This is a genomic window from Haemophilus sp. C1 (genome assembly GCF_001276515.1).
Classification (GTDB): Bacteria; Pseudomonadota; Gammaproteobacteria; order Enterobacterales; family Pasteurellaceae; genus Haemophilus.
Genome location: NZ_LDVZ01000015.1, coordinates 1 through 15151, shown reverse-complemented (window position 1 = coordinate 15151; position 15151 = coordinate 1). Strand labels below are relative to the sequence as shown.

The following is a 15151-nucleotide window of genomic DNA, read 5'->3' as shown; positions in this document are numbered from 1 at the left end:
ATGTTTGATGCTAAAAAGTTCTTAGCGGATGTTTCTCACGAACCTGGTGTTTATCGTATGTATGACGATAAAGATCAGGTTATTTATGTTGGGAAAGCAAAGGATCTAAAAAAACGTCTTTCAAGCTATTTTCGTAAAAATCTGAGCAGTAAAAAAACAGAGGCGTTGGTGGCGTCAATTCATCATATTGACACCACGCTAACTTCATCTGAAACGGAAGCTTTACTGCTAGAGCATAATTTCATCAAGCTTTATCAGCCTCGTTATAACGTATTATTGCGTGATGATAAATCTTATCCATTTATTTTATTAACCAAAGAACGTCATCCAAGAATCACTTCCTATCGTGGTTCTAAAAAATTTGCGGGCGAATACTTTGGGCCTTATCCTCACGCGGGAGCCGTGCGTGAAACCTTATCGCTTTTGCAAAAACTTTTCCCTGTTCGCCAATGTGAAAATTCCGTTTATTCCAACCGCTCTCGTCCTTGTTTGCAGTATCAAATTGGGCGTTGTTCCGCACCTTGTGTTCAGGGATATGTTTCTGATGAAGAATATAATCAGCAAGTTGAATTAGCCCGCTTATTTTTACAAGGCAAGGATCAACAGGTGTTAGATTATTTAATCGGTAAAATGGAGCAGGCAAGCAAAAATTTAGATTTTGAACAGGCGGCTCGTTATCGTGATCAAATTCAGGCGGTGCGTTCGGTTATTGAAAAACAATTTGTATCCAATGAACGTTTAGATGATATGGATATTATGTCTATCGCATATCAACATGGTTTAGCCTGCGTACAAGTGATGTTTATTCGTCAAGGAAAAGTGCTAGGCAATCGCAGTTATTTCCCAAAAGTACCCGCCAATACGGATTTATCGGAGCTTACAGAAACTTTTGTGGGGCAATTTTATTTACAAGGTCATCAAGGACGAAGTATTCCGAATAGTATTATTGTGGATCGTCAATTAGCTGAAAAATCAGGACTTGAGCAACTTCTTACGGATCAGGCGGGCAGAAAAGTGACGATTCAAGAAAGCGTAAAAGGCGATAAGAGTAAATATTTACAGCTCGCACAAGTTAATGCTAAAGCGGCTTTAAATGTACAACTTAAACAATCTTCACGAATGTCAGAGCGTTATCAAGCGTTGTGTGAGCTGTTAAATCTTCCTGAAATTAAGCGTATGGAATGTTTTGATATAAGCCATACAATGGGAAATCAAACAGTCGCATCTTGTGTTGTTTTTAATAAAGAAGGTCCACTGAAATCTGATTATCGTCGTTTTAATATTGAAGGCATTACTGGCGGAGATGATTATGCTGCGATGGAACAAGCGTTGCAGAAACGTTACGAACGTGATTTAGAAGAAGATAAAATTCCCGATATTATTTTTATTGATGGTGGAAAAGGGCAGTTAAATCGTGCGCTGAACGTGTTCCAACATCTTCAAGTAAAATGGGATAAAAATGGACCGCACTTAATTGGCGTGGCAAAAGGGGTTGATCGTCGAGCAGGGCAGGAAGTACTGATCATTAGCAAACAAGACCGCGAAATTCATTTGCCTGATGATAGTTTGGCATTGCATTTGATTCAACATATCCGCGATGAAAGCCATAATCACGCAATAAGCGGACACCGTAAAAAACGTCAAAAAGCCTTTACACAAAGTGGATTAGAAACCATCGAAGGAGTGGGTGCTAAACGTCGTCAGGCTTTACTTAAATATCTTGGTGGTTTACAAGGTGTGAAAAAGGCGACATTAGATGAAATTGCTTCAGTGCCAGGGATTTCCCCTAAACTTGCTGAAAGGATTTTTGAAACCCTTAAAAACGACTAATCAATCATTTCTCAAATATAAATAACGATTGCTTTTCATTATAAAGCCATTATGATCCGCACTTTCGGATTTATTTAATTCAATTATAGGAAAAATTATGTTTGAATGGATTGCAGATCCTGAAGCGTGGGTATCACTTGCGACACTTGCGGCTTTAGAGATCGTTTTAGGAATCGACAATATTATTTTTATTAGCATCCTAGTTGGACGTTTACCTGAACGCCAACGCCAATCTGGTCGTATTGTTGGGCTTGGTTTGGCAATGCTGACAAGAATTTTACTTTTAATGTCACTGGCTTGGATGATGAAACTTACTGCACCGTTATTTACTGTGTTTAATCAAGAAATTTCTGGGCGTGATTTGATTTTATTAATCGGAGGTTTATTCCTGATTATAAAAAGTTCTGGCGAAATTAAAGAGGCGATAAATCATCAAGAACACCATAATTCTGAAAGCAAAAACAAAGTGAGTTATCTTGGCGTATTAATTCAAATTGCAGTACTAGATATTGTATTTTCTTTAGATTCCGTGATTACAGCAGTAGGTATGGCAAGCCACCTTCCTGTTATGATTTTGGCGATTATTATTGCCGTTGGCGTGATGATGTTTGCTGCAAAACCAATCGGCGATTTTGTAGATACGCATCCAACCTTGAAAATTCTAGCTTTAGCCTTCTTGGTTTTAGTCGGAATTAGCTTAATTGCAGAAAGTTTAGATATTCACATCCCGAAAGGCTATATCTATTTTGCAATGGGATTCTCTGTTGTAGTCGAAATGATAAATATTCGAATGAGAAGATTGATGAAATAAATTGGAAGTGCGGTCGATAAAAATAATGTTTTTTATGACCGCACTTTTTCTTTTACTTATTGAAATACACTTTTTTTAGTGCCATCTCTAAACCGCGAAATTCAGCTAGACCTTTTAACCGACCAATGGCAGAGTAGCCAGGATTGGTTTTTTTACGTAAGTCATCCAACATTTGATGTCCATGATCTGGGCGCATTGGGATTAAACGAGTTTCTCCTAGATTTAATCGACGATATTCTTCATTTAATAAAGCTTTTACTACATTAAACATATCTACGTCTCCCTCTAGATGAGCTGCCTCATGGAAGGTTAGTGGATTACCTTCACGTTGAGTAGAACGTAAATGTGCGAAGTAAATACGATCTGCAAATTGTTCTGTCATTTTTACGAGATCATTATCGGAACGTACGCCATAAGAACCCGTACACATTGTAAAACCATTTGCTGGCAATGGTTGAGTTTCTACAAACCACTGCATATCTTCAATAGTTGAAACTATGCGCGGTAAGCCTAAGATTGGGCGTGGAGGATCATCTGGATGAATCGCCATTTTGATTCCTACTTCTTGGGCAACAGGTACGATCTCATTTAAAAAATAAGCCAAATGCGTACGGAATTTTTCGGGTGAAATATCTTTATAGTGATCTAATTGAGTTTGAAATTCATCAAGAGTGTAACCTTCTTCTGCCCCAGGTAAGCCTGCAATAATATTGCGAGTTAATTGCGCTATATCTTGCTCTGACATCTTGTCATAATAGGTTCTGGCAGCAATTTGTTCTTCTTGATTATAGGTTTTTTCTGCATCAGGACGTTTTAGAATATGAAGTTCAAATGCGGCAAAAGCGATATGATCAAAGCGTAATGCTTTAGAACCATCTGGTAATTCATAAGCAAGCTCGGTACGAGTCCAGTCTAAAACTGGCATAAAATTGTAACAAACAGTGTCAATTCCGCATTGAGCAAGATTGCGAAGAGTTTGTTTGTAGTTATTAATCCATTTTTGATAATTTCCAGTCTGAGTTTTAATCTCTTCATGAACTGGTACACTTTCCACTACTGACCAGACTAAACCAGCATTCTCTATTTCAGTTTTGCGTTTTTTAATTTCTTCAATACTCCATATTTCACCGTTAGGAATATGGTGAAGTGCTGTGACTATACCAGTTGCGCCTGCTTGACGAATATCAGATAAAGAAACAGGATCTTTTGGTCCATACCAACGCCATGCTTGTTCCATTTTTAACTCCTATAGTTTTCTAACGATCAACAACAATTGGGCTCATATTAAATAGATAACCATCAAAATTAGGATCATCTACATCAGATAATTCAAAAAGTTTTTGCTTAACATTTTCTAAATGTTGCCACATTGCTTTTTTTGCCATTGCAGGATCTTTTCTCTGCAGGGCTGTAATAATATTTTCATGATCTTGTAACCAAAGGTGACGATAACTTTGATTTGGAATATGAAGATGTAAACCTTTCCACATTTGACTATTAGTACGAAGATCCCACAGTGCTTTTTGCATTTGCAAGATAACTTCATTTTGGGTTATTTCTGCTATCGTACGATGAAAATCTTCATCTGCCACATAATCTTCATCACCTTGTTCAAGTGTATTTCGCTCTCTTGCTAGAATGTCTTTTAATTTAGTAATATCTGCTCTTGTCACTTGTAATGCAGCAAATTCAGCCATACTACTTTCTAATAATTGGCGAGCTTGTAAAAGTTCAAAAGGGCCTACATCAACCTTATCTAAAAATTCATCATTACTTGCAGCGCGTTGTGGCAATGCAATCACATACACTCCAGAACCTTTGCGTACTTCAACAAGGTTTTCTAATTCAAGCATAATGATGGCTTCTCGAATAACTGTACGACTTACATCAAAATAATCAGCCAAGTCTCTTTCTGCTGGTAGTTTGTCGCCTATTTTATATTGATGATTATTTAGCTGTTGTTTTAACTCATTTCCTATTTTTTTATAGGATCGCAAGTCATCAATGTTCATAAAATTTTCCTAATTTTAATCTAATAAACTCAATTTATAGCCTTGAGTGACCGTTTTTCCATTAATAATTAATTTTCTATTTTCTTTATTAGGAAGGTAGAAACTAATTTCATTATATTTTGGTAAATAATCACCCGATTTTTCTAAAACAAGTTCAATTGTTTGACTAGTGCATTTTAGATAAATATTAAATTTCAAAAATTTACCTTTTAAATAATCGAAACTTTCACCGTCATCATCAAATATAGTAATATTCCTCTCTCCTTGATTAATAAAAGGCATAATTAATAACTGTCTATAATTATCAGATAACGTATTTTTATGACCTTTTTTTGCCATTGGAATAATGCTTCCAGCTTTTAAAAATAAAGGAATTTTTTCTAATGGTGCATCAGCTATGATTCTTTCGCCGCCATTAAACCATTTGTGTGTGTAAAAGTCATACCAACCGACGAAATTTTGTGGTAGATAGACTTCACGTTTTCGTTGATTAGGCTCCACAACAGAAGCAACGAGTAAATCTTCACCTAAAAGATAGTCATCATTTTCTTCAAAAGTATTTTTATCATGTTCGTGATCAAGGAATGTCGGACGCAGTATTGGTTCATGTTCATGATGAGCCTTCCATAATGTGTTATATAAATAAGGCATTAATATATAACGTAATTGGATAGCATCACGAATAATATTGATTATTTGTGGATACATCCAAGGTTCATTAACAGTTTTATCATCATTCCAAGAATGAATAGTGAAACGTGGATGCATTACACCATTTTGTACCCAACGTACAAATAACTCAGGATCTGGTTTATTACCTGAGAATCCACCTACGTCATGTCCAACGTTATAAAGTGCAGAAAGGCTCATACCTAATCCCATTTTGATGTTGTAACGCAATGTGTTCCAACTGGTACGATTATCTCCAGACCAAGTTTGTACATAACGGTTCATTCCAGGTGAGCCTGAGCGTGAAATTAAATAAGGACGTTTATTTGGTGCATACTCTAATTGAGCTTCATAGGAAGCTTTCATCATTAATAATGGTTGTAGTGGGCGCAATAATTTGATTGGCATACCCTCACCAAAATAATGGCATTTTGCATAGTTGTCCCATACTTCGAATTCATTATTATCATTCCACGTAGAATTGATGCCGTAATCGAGTAATTGTTGTTTTACATTCTTTTTCCACCAATTCACCGTGTCTATATTGGTAAAATCTAAATGAGAACCTTCATCATCCCAGAACATAGATTTTTCAGGATTATTTGATTCAGAATCCTTAATGAATAATCCAAGTTTTTCCGCTTCTTGATAACGTGGATGATCTAGTAATAAACATGGTTTAATGTTTGCAGCTAACTTCATTCCTGCATTCTGAAAATATTTTGTCATTTCTTTCGGTGTTGGAATTTTGTCATAATTCCAGTTGAAAACATAACGCTTCCCATTTATGGAGGTATAACCTGAAGAGAGCTGGAATGAATCACAAGGAATATCATGCTCATTACATAAATTTACAAATTTTTTTAGTTGTTCTTGGGCATCAGGTGCATCGGTATAGTACATAGTTGAACCACTATAACCTAAGCTCCATTTTGGACCAAAAATAGTACCTCCCGTAAGGCGACAATATTTTTTTGTTACATCAAGTATTTTGGGACCGAGAATAACGTAGTAATCTAGATCTCCATCCTCAGCTTTATAGTTACGATAGTAAGAATGATAATTGTCAATTTCACTGCCTAAGGTAAACCAACAAGGTGAAAGGTTATCATAATATAATCCATAACTTACTTCATGAGCATGTGTAATATAGAATGGAATGTGTTTATAAAGAGGATCTGTATGTTCAGCATTATAGCCCATTGCATCAATATTACGCATTTCAAAGCGGCGACCATGGCGATTTAGATTTCCTGTTTTTTCACCGAGTCCATAATAATGTTCTTGAATATCTCGTTGTAAATAATGAGAAATGGTAGTATTTGAAATACCCATCAAATAGGCACCAGTTTGCCGGTCTTTAAATAATGGTTTCCATTTATCACCGTGTTTATATTCCCATTCTAGATAGAGTGGTTGATGAATTGTTACTTTTAAAAGTGCGGTTGAGATTTCAAGCGTTTTTTCTGTTTGCTTTACTTCATAATCAGGGCAGGAAAACCCTTCTAACGACCATTTATCACGACCTTGCCAATCTACATCTGATTGATTTGGTGTAATAGCCCAGGTATGAGGGACTTTAAATTCCTTATTCTTTGTAAATGCCACGCGTAATAAATCATTTTCTAACACGAAAATATGCATTTGATAACTGTGATCGCAGGCAATATCAATGCGATGATTATGATTTTCTACAAATTGCCAATTTTTAATCGTTTTCATATTATTTTCCTAATGCGTGAATTAATAACCTAATAATATTTGTGGTAACGCTAAGCTTAATGATGGAATGTAAGCTACTAATAAGAGTGTTAAGATTAAAACTGCATAGAATGGTAGTAACGGTTTAATAACTTGATTAATTTTCACTCCGCCAACAGAACATCCGATAAATAATGCGCTACCAACAGGTGGTGTACAGATACCGATAGAGAGGTTGAAAGCCATTAATATACCAAAGTGAACAGGATCCATGCCTAATTCAGTCACAATAGGTAAGAAAATTGGTGTGAAGATAAGCAATGCTGGTGTCATATCCATAAATACACCCACAACTAATAAAATGATGTTGATGATTAGAAGTATGATAATTGGGTTATCTGAGACGTTTAATAATGCATCACTAATAGTGTAAGGAATATCTGCATTTGCCATTGCCCATGACATTCCCATTGATGTACCGATTAATAGTAGTACGATTGCAGTTGTAACAACCGAATCTAAAATGATCTTTGGTAATTCTTTGATGGTCACTTCGCGATAGAACACGACAGCAAGAATTAATGTGTAGACTACAGCGAACGCTGAAGCTTCTGTTGCAGTGAAGATGCCACCAATGATACCTCCCATTATAACGATGATTAAACCAAGGCTTGGTAATGCATCAAGCGTCTTTTTCATCGCTTCTGAGCGAGTTGGTTTTGGTGATATTGGGTATTTTCTTTTTTTCGCAATGATGGCAACAACAATCATGATTGATAAGCCCATCAAAATTCCTGGAATGTAACCTGCAAGGAATAATGCACCAATAGATGTTCCTCCAGAAATTAATGAATAAACGATAAAGGTATTACTTGGCGGAATAAGTAGTCCAGTTGGGCAAGAGGCAATATTTACTGCAGCGGAAAAAGCAGGATCATATCCTTCTTTCTTTTGTAAAGGTGACATAATCCCACCCATTGCTGCTCCTGATGCTACAGCTGAACCTGAGATTGAACCAAACATCATATTTGCGAGTACGTTCACGTGTGCGAGAGATCCAGGTAAGCGACCACCGATGACTTTAGCAAATTCAATTAACCGCATAGCAATACCGCCACGATTCATAATATTGCCCGCTAAGATGAAAAAAGGAATGGCGAGTAGTGAAAAGCTATCTAATCCAGATGCCATTTTTTGCGAAATAACAGCAATAGCAGCATCAAAAGGAATAGAAAGCATAATAGTAAGCAGTGAGGCAATTCCAATTGAAAATGAAATTGGTACACCAATAAAAAGTAGGACAAAGAAACTTGAGCTAAGCACAATAATATTGGACCATTCCATTTTATTCTCCTTGATTATTTGAAAGCGGTGATGATTTAAGATTCAAATGATGAAAGTTATCTATAATATCTCTTAAAAGATAAATCAGCATAAAGCAACCACTTAAAGGAATTGCGAGGTAAACTAATCCCATTTGGATACCTAAGACAGGTGATATTTGCCCATTGTTTACAGTGTCTATTACCAAGTTGCCTCCCCCATAGCACATAATCATTGTTGCAAAAGCTACGCTGATTAAATTAATTACAAGTTGTAATCGATGTTGAAGGCTGGGTGAGTGTTCGAATTTACTGACTAGAAGATCAATCGCTAGGTGTTTCTTTTGACCAAGAGCATAAGCTGCGCCCATTAAGCCCACCCAAATAAAGAGAAATCTAGCTATTTCATCTGTATAAGTGCTAGGTGTATTTAATAAATAACGAGATAACACCTGCCAAACTACGCAACACACTAGAAATGAACTTAAAACTACACAAATCGTTGATAATGCCCAATTCATAATAGATATAAATTTATTCATCATAGGTTCCTTATGTTATTAACTTAAGTTGGTGAACCAATTTTGTGTGTTTTTTTTATTTTTGACAAGTTTTTTTATTTAAAAATGTGATCTGGATCACCAATTTAAAATAATTGGATTGACCACATTAAATTTGCTGATCTATTATCTTTATAACATCCGAGCTGTTAGAGGATTAGTCTTTAATTTACTTATTATGGAGATGCGTTATGCAAATCAAAAAACATATGCTTTCTTGCGCTTTAACACTAGCATTATCTGCTGGTGTTGCTTTCTCAGCTTCAGCTAAAACCGTATTAAAATTAAGTCATAACAATGACAAAACTCATCCTGTTCATATTTCAATGCAATATATGGCAGATGAAGTAAAAAAATTAACTAATGGAGAAGTGGTGATCCGCATTTATCCAAATAGCCAATTAGGCAGCCAACGTGAATCAATGGAACTATTACAAGCTGGTTCTCTTGATATGGCAAAATCAAATGCGAGTGAATTGGAAGCCTTTGAGCCTTCTTATGGCGCATATAATATCCCGTATCTTTTTCATGATGTGAACCATTACTATCGTGTTTTACTTGATCCTGCGGTAGGGCAAAAAATCCTTGATTCATCAAAAGGAAAGGGGTTCGTTGGTTTAACTTATTATGATGGTGGCGCACGTAGTTTCTATGCTGCTAAACCAATCCAGTCTCCTGAAGATTTAAAAGGTATGAAAATTCGCGTTCAACCAAGCCCAACCGCAGTTGAAATGATTAAATTGATGGGCGCAAATCCAACACCATTAGCTTATGGTGAACTCTATACAGCGTTGCAACAAAAAGTAGTCGATGGCGCGGAAAATAATGAAACTGCTTTAACATTAGCTCGTCATGGTGAAGTAGCGAAATACTTTAGTCGTGATGAACACACAATGATTCCTGATGTGTTGGTAATAGGTCAAAAATCTTGGGACAAATTAACACCAGACCAACAACAGGCTCTCAAGAAAGCTGCTGATGATTCTATGATGTATCATAAAGATTTATGGCAAAAAATGATTGCTGAAACGACTCAAGAAGCAAAAGATAAATTGGGTGTAACTTTTGTTGAAGTTGATAAAAAGCCGTTTATTGATGCAACAAAGAATATGCATGATGCTGCTAAATCAAATCCTTTACTTAAGGAATATATTGAACGTATTGATAGTTTAGCAACTAAATAATTTGCATTGAGAAGGGTAGGCGTTTTCGCATACCCTTTACTTTGGGGCGAATATGAAAAAAATAGCATTTATCGGCGAGTGTATGATTGAACTCAATGGGAAACCCTTTGCAGAAATGTGGCAAAGTTATGGTGGAGATACCTTAAATTCTGCAACTTATCTTAGCCGAGTAAGTTCATCAAAAGAGATTCAAGTTCATTATGTCTCTGCATTAGGAACTGATAATTTAAGTAAACAAATGCTTAAATATTGGCAAGAAGATGGCATCCAAATAAATTGGGTTTTACAGGATGAACAGCATCAACCAGGTCTTTATTTAATCCAATTAGACGCTCAAGGAGAACGCACGTTCCTTTATTGGCGTAATCAATCTGCAGCACATTATATGGTTCAACATCCTGATTTTGCTAAGGTTATTGCAGATCTTCAGCAAGTTGATGTGATTTATTTAAGTGGTATTTCATTAGCAATCTTACCGAAAAATGACCGCACTTTTTTAATTGAGCAATTATCTTCTTTAGCTAAAAAAGGCACAGAAATTGTTTTTGATAGTAATTATCGCCCTGCACTTTGGGGTTCATTAGAAGAAGCTCAAGATTGTTATTTGCAGCTTTTACCTAGTGTCAATATAGCTTTGGTGACTTTTGATGATGAACAAGCATTATGGAAAGATAAAACATCTAGGGATACTTTAGAGCGATTACATAAAATTGGTATACCAAAAGTGATTGTGAAGTGCGGTAAGAATGGTGCTATTTTTTCAGATAGGTATTTATCTCAATATGGGCAAGTGATACCTGAACCTATTTTAAATGTAGTGGATACAACCTCTGCTGGTGATTCTTTTAATGCTGGATTTATGAACGGTTATTTACGAAATAAATCTCTCGAAATTTGTTGTCAGCAAGGCAATCGTATTGCTGGCATCGTCATTCAGCATAAAGGTGCGATTATAGATAAAGTCGCAACTTCTCATCTTCAATCTGAATTTAATTAATGGAGTTTACTATGAATATTGCAGCAAACCATAACTTAGAAAATAAGCTAATTGTAATCACGGGGGCTGGAGGAGTGTTATGTTCATTTCTAGCCAAGCAGTTAGCACATACTAAAGCTAATATTGCCCTGTTAGATTTGAATTTCGAGGCAGCAGACAAAGCAGCAAAAGAAATTAACCAATCAGGTGGAAAAGCAAAAGCTTATAAAACTAATGTGTTAGAACTTGAAAATATTAAAGAAGTGCGTGATCAAATAGCTATTGATTTTGGCACTTGTGATATTTTAATTAATGGTGCTGGTGGGAATAATCCAAAAGCGACAACAGATAATGAGTTCCATCAATTTGATTTAAATGAAACGACGAGAACATTCTTTGATTTAGATAAATCTGGTATAGAATTTGTATTTAATCTCAATTATTTAGGTTCATTATTACCAACTCAAGTTTTTGCAAAAGATATGCTTGGTAAACAAGGGGCAAATATTATTAATATTTCTAGTATGAATGCCTTTACACCACTTACAAAGATACCTGCTTACTCTGGTGCAAAAGCTGCAATCAGTAATTTTACTCAATGGCTTGCTGTATATTTCTCAAAAGTTGGTATTCGTTGTAATGCCATAGCTCCGGGCTTTTTAGTCAGTAACCAAAATCGCGCTTTATTATTTGATGCAGAAGGTCATCCAACCGCTCGCGCAAATAAAATCCTAACTAACACACCAATGGGACGTTTTGGTGAGCCAGAAGAATTGCTCGGTGCATTACTTTTCTTAATAGATGAAAATTATTCTGCTTTTGTCAATGGCGTGATTTTACCTGTTGATGGTGGTTTTTCTGCGTATAGTGGAGTATAGGAGGGCAAAATGAAGCAATTTATGGATGAAAATTTCCTTCTTTCAACGGATACAGCAAAAATTCTCTATCATGATTATGCCAAAAATAAACCTATTTTTGATTATCACTGTCATTTAAATCCAAGAGAAGTGGCAGAAAATCGTCAATTTAATGATTTAGCTGAAATTTGGCTAGAGGGTGATCACTACAAATGGCGAGCTTTGCGTACAGCTGGAATACCAGAAGAATTGATTACAGGGAAGGCCGCTAACTATCAAAAATATTTGGCTTGGGCGAAAACAGTCCCCCTTTGTATTGGTAATCCAATTTATCACTGGACACATTTAGAATTACGTCGTCCTTTTGGTATAACCAATATGTTATTCAATCCGCAAAATGCGGAAAAAATTTGGCATCAATGTAATGAAATGTTGCAACAACCTGAATTTTCTGCGCGAGGCATTATGCAGAAAATGAACGTGAAATTAGTGGGGACAACAGATGATCCCATTGATTCTTTGCAATATCATCAAGCAATCAAGAATGATGAAAGTTTTGATATTGATGTTGTACCAAGTTGGCGACCTGATAAAGTATTTAAAATTGAGTTGCCGCAATTTAATGATTACCTTGTACAGTTAAGTGAAATTGCAGATGTAGATATTTATACGTTTGCAGATTTACAAAAAGCGTTGTTAAAACGTCTCGAATATTTTGATGCTCAAGGTTGTAAATCTGCTGATCATGGTATGGAAATTGTCCGTTTTTCAGCTATTCCAGATGAATCAGTATTGAATAGTATTTTACAAAAACGTTTGCAAAATCAACCGCTCTTGGAAGAAGAAGTTGCTCAATTTAGTACTGCAATTTTAGTCTGGTTGGCTTCGGAATATTGTAAACGTCACTGGGTAATGCAAATGCATATTGGTGCAATACGTAACAATAATAGTCGAATGTTTGCTTTACTTGGTGCAGATAGTGGCTTTGATTCCATTGGTGATCGAAGTTATGCTGAGCCCCTCTCTCGTTTGTTAGATGCAATGGACAGGGAAAATCAACTGCCTAAAACTATTTTGTATTGCTTAAATCCTCGAGATAATGAAATGATCGGTAGTATGATCGGAAATTTTCAAGGTGGTGGTATTGCAGGCAAAATACAGTTTGGTTCTGGATGGTGGTTTAATGATCAAAAAGACGGAATGGAACGTCAGTTACAACAGCTTTCTCAATTAGGGTTACTCAGTCAATTTGTTGGAATGCTAACTGATTCACGTAGTTTTTTATCTTACACTCGCCATGAGTATTTCCGCCGTATTTTATGTGAAATGATTGGTGGATGGGTTGAAAAAGGTGAAGCTCCAAATGACATTTCATTACTGGGTAAAATGATTGAAGATATTTGTTTCAACAATGCAAAAAATTATTTTAAATAGGGAAAATTATGTCATACACAACTCAACAAATTATTGAAAAACTTCGTGAACTCAAAATTGTGCCTGTAATTGCTTTGGATAATGCAGAAGATATTTTGCCGTTGGCAGATACGTTGGCTAAAAATGGTTTACCTGTGGCAGAGATTACGTTCCGTTCTGAAGCAGCGGCAGATGCAATTCATTTACTGCGTACTCATCGACCTGATTTTTTGATTGCTGCGGGCACAGTTTTAACTGCGGAACAAGTAGTTTTAGCTAAAAGTAGCGGAGCAGATTTTGTTGTTACTCCTGGGTTAAATCCAAAAATTGTGAAATTATGTCAAGATTTGAATTTTCCAATAACGCCAGGGGTGAATAATCCTATGGCAATTGAAACTGCATTAGAAATGGGAATTTCAGCGGTAAAATTTTTCCCTGCAGAGGCTTCTGGCGGAGTGAAAATGATTAAAGCATTGCTCGGCCCTTATGCTCAGTTACAGATCATGCCGACTGGTGGTATAGGGCTTCATAACATAAGGGATTATCTTGCTATTCCTAATATTGTTGCTTGTGGAGGCTCTTGGTTTGTGGAGAAAAAATTGATTCAATCCAAAAATTGGGATGAAATTGGACGATTAGTCAGAGAAGTGATTGATATTATTAAATAAATTTATTTCTTTAAAGTGCAAAGTGCGGTCTATTTAGACCGCATTTTTTGATTAAGCTTTTTTCAAAAACTCAGATTTCAACATGATTTTGCCGCAATCGACGTTATGATCGCCATTTACTAAGCGGATGTTTTTAAATTTTGTACCTTTTTTCAATATTTCTGATGAACCTTTTAATTTCAAATCTTTAATCAAAAGTACATCATCGCCATCTGCAAGCAAATTCCCATTGCTGTCTTTTACGATTAGTTGATCGTCATCTGATTCTTGAATTTCATTATTATCCCATTCATTACCGCAATCAGGGCAAACAAAATTAATTGAATCATGGTAAACGTATTCACTTTGACATTTTGGGCAATTAGGCATTTGATCCATTGGGTTTTCCTTCTTGATTACATATAATAGGCGCGCGAGTATAGCAAAAAAGATGTCTTTCGCCAAAGCGTGAAAGTTTTTGATGAATTTTTGAGGAAAATGTATGAAAAAACAAATTCTTGCCTTAGTTTGTGGTGTGATGTTTAGTAGTTCAACTTGGGCGCATAATTTGCAATTAGAGCAATCTTTACCATCGGTCAAAGTGAGTGAGTATGGTGAAATTGTACTTTCTGGAAAAGATATAACATTTCAACCTTGGGGTTCTGAGGGATTAGCGGGTAAAGTGCGTGTTGTCCATCATTTGGCTGGTAGAACTGCAGCAAAAGAGAAAAATCAGCCAATGATTGATGCGATAAAAGCATCTCATTTTAATCCTGCAAGATACCAAACAACGACCATTATTAATGCTGATGATTCGATTGTTGGTACAGGTATGTTTGTAAAAAATAGTGCACAAAAAGGTAAACAGGAAAATCCACATAGCCAGGTTGTATTAGATGATAAAAGTGCGGTGAAAAATGCCTGGGGATTAAATCCTAAAGATAGCGCAATTATCGTGTTAGACAAAACGGGAAAAGTAAAATTTGTGAAAGAAGGAAAATTGTCTGATAGTGATATTCAGGCTGTTATTTCACTGGTGAATGGATTGACCAAATAATGTAATACAAAGTAAAAATCCCTAAGGCTTTCGACTTAGGGATTTTTTTATTCTGATGGCGGAGGAATAGGGATTCGAACCCTAGGAGGGCGTAAACCCTCGCCGGTTTTCA

General features: G+C 36.0%; 14 protein-coding genes. 8 read left to right on the top strand and 6 right to left on the bottom strand.

The window, feature by feature from the left end; genetic code table 11:
* Positions 1 to 1830 (top strand): excinuclease ABC subunit UvrC, encoded by a 1830-nt coding sequence (gene uvrC, locus ABW51_RS06635; RefSeq protein ID WP_053466087.1) that lies wholly within the window; start codon positions 1 to 3, stop codon positions 1828 to 1830.
* A gap of 97 nt (positions 1831 to 1927) precedes the next feature.
* Positions 1928 to 2641 carry a TerC family protein gene (locus ABW51_RS06630; protein WP_053466086.1) on the top strand — a complete coding sequence of 238 codons (714 nt, stop codon included), beginning with the start codon at positions 1928 to 1930 and terminating at the stop codon, positions 2639 to 2641.
* Positions 2642 to 2693: 52 nt separating this feature from the next.
* Here ABW51_RS06630 and uxuA read toward each other — a convergent pair whose 3' ends face one another.
* From uxuA to ABW51_RS06605, 5 genes are read right to left on the bottom strand one after another with little or no spacing between them, the layout of a single operon-like run.
* Entirely contained in the window at positions 2694 to 3878 is a 1185-nt protein-coding gene (uxuA, locus tag ABW51_RS06625) for a mannonate dehydratase (RefSeq protein ID WP_053466085.1), read from the bottom strand.
* Positions 3879 to 3897: 19 nt separating this feature from the next.
* A complete protein-coding gene (locus tag ABW51_RS06620) occupies positions 3898 to 4653 on the bottom strand; it encodes an FCD domain-containing protein (RefSeq protein WP_053466084.1) in 756 nt (251 codons plus the stop codon).
* Between the two features lie 15 nt (positions 4654 to 4668).
* Entirely contained in the window at positions 4669 to 7044 is a 2376-nt protein-coding gene (locus ABW51_RS06615; RefSeq protein ID WP_053466083.1) for a glycoside hydrolase family 31 protein, read from the bottom strand.
* 21 nt (positions 7045 to 7065) lie between these two features.
* A complete protein-coding gene (locus tag ABW51_RS06610) occupies positions 7066 to 8367 on the bottom strand; it encodes a TRAP transporter large permease (protein WP_005630238.1) in 1302 nt (433 codons plus the stop codon).
* Between the two features lies 1 nt (position 8368).
* The gene (locus ABW51_RS06605; RefSeq protein ID WP_053466082.1) at positions 8369 to 8887 is read right to left on the bottom strand and encodes a TRAP transporter small permease; all 519 of its coding nucleotides are present in this window, start codon (positions 8885 to 8887) and stop codon (positions 8369 to 8371) included.
* Between the two features lie 209 nt (positions 8888 to 9096).
* On the opposite strand from ABW51_RS06605, the gene ABW51_RS06600 reads away from it, so the two are divergent.
* From ABW51_RS06600 to ABW51_RS06580, 5 genes are read left to right on the top strand one after another with little or no spacing between them, the layout of a single operon-like run.
* On the top strand, positions 9097 to 10089 hold the full coding sequence (locus ABW51_RS06600; protein WP_005630242.1) for a TRAP transporter substrate-binding protein: 993 nt from the start codon (positions 9097 to 9099) through the stop codon (positions 10087 to 10089).
* 52 nt (positions 10090 to 10141) lie between these two features.
* Positions 10142 to 11086, top strand: a complete 945-nt coding sequence (locus tag ABW51_RS06595) for a sugar kinase (protein ID WP_005660760.1) — start codon at positions 10142 to 10144, stop codon at positions 11084 to 11086.
* Between the two features lie 11 nt (positions 11087 to 11097).
* Positions 11098 to 11943, top strand: a complete 846-nt coding sequence (locus ABW51_RS06590) for an SDR family oxidoreductase (protein ID WP_053466081.1) — start codon at positions 11098 to 11100, stop codon at positions 11941 to 11943.
* Positions 11944 to 11952: 9 nt separating this feature from the next.
* Positions 11953 to 13356 carry a glucuronate isomerase gene (uxaC, locus tag ABW51_RS06585; protein WP_053466080.1) on the top strand — a complete coding sequence of 468 codons (1404 nt, stop codon included), beginning with the start codon at positions 11953 to 11955 and terminating at the stop codon, positions 13354 to 13356.
* 8 nt (positions 13357 to 13364) lie between these two features.
* Complete coding sequence (locus ABW51_RS06580; protein WP_053466079.1) at positions 13365 to 14003, top strand: bifunctional 4-hydroxy-2-oxoglutarate aldolase/2-dehydro-3-deoxy-phosphogluconate aldolase; 639 nt, start codon at positions 13365 to 13367, stop codon at positions 14001 to 14003.
* 51 nt (positions 14004 to 14054) lie between these two features.
* Here ABW51_RS06580 and ABW51_RS06575 read toward each other — a convergent pair whose 3' ends face one another.
* Positions 14055 to 14381: a zinc ribbon domain-containing protein YjdM gene (locus ABW51_RS06575; protein WP_032803523.1), complete on the bottom strand. Its 327-nt coding sequence runs from the start codon at positions 14379 to 14381 to the stop codon at positions 14055 to 14057.
* A 103-nt stretch (positions 14382 to 14484) separates the two neighbouring features.
* Here ABW51_RS06575 and ABW51_RS06570 point away from each other — a divergent pair, with 103 nt between their 5' ends.
* Positions 14485 to 15039, top strand: a complete 555-nt coding sequence (locus ABW51_RS06570) for a YtfJ family protein (protein WP_053466078.1) — start codon at positions 14485 to 14487, stop codon at positions 15037 to 15039.
* Positions 15040 to 15151: the final 112 nt, after the last annotated feature.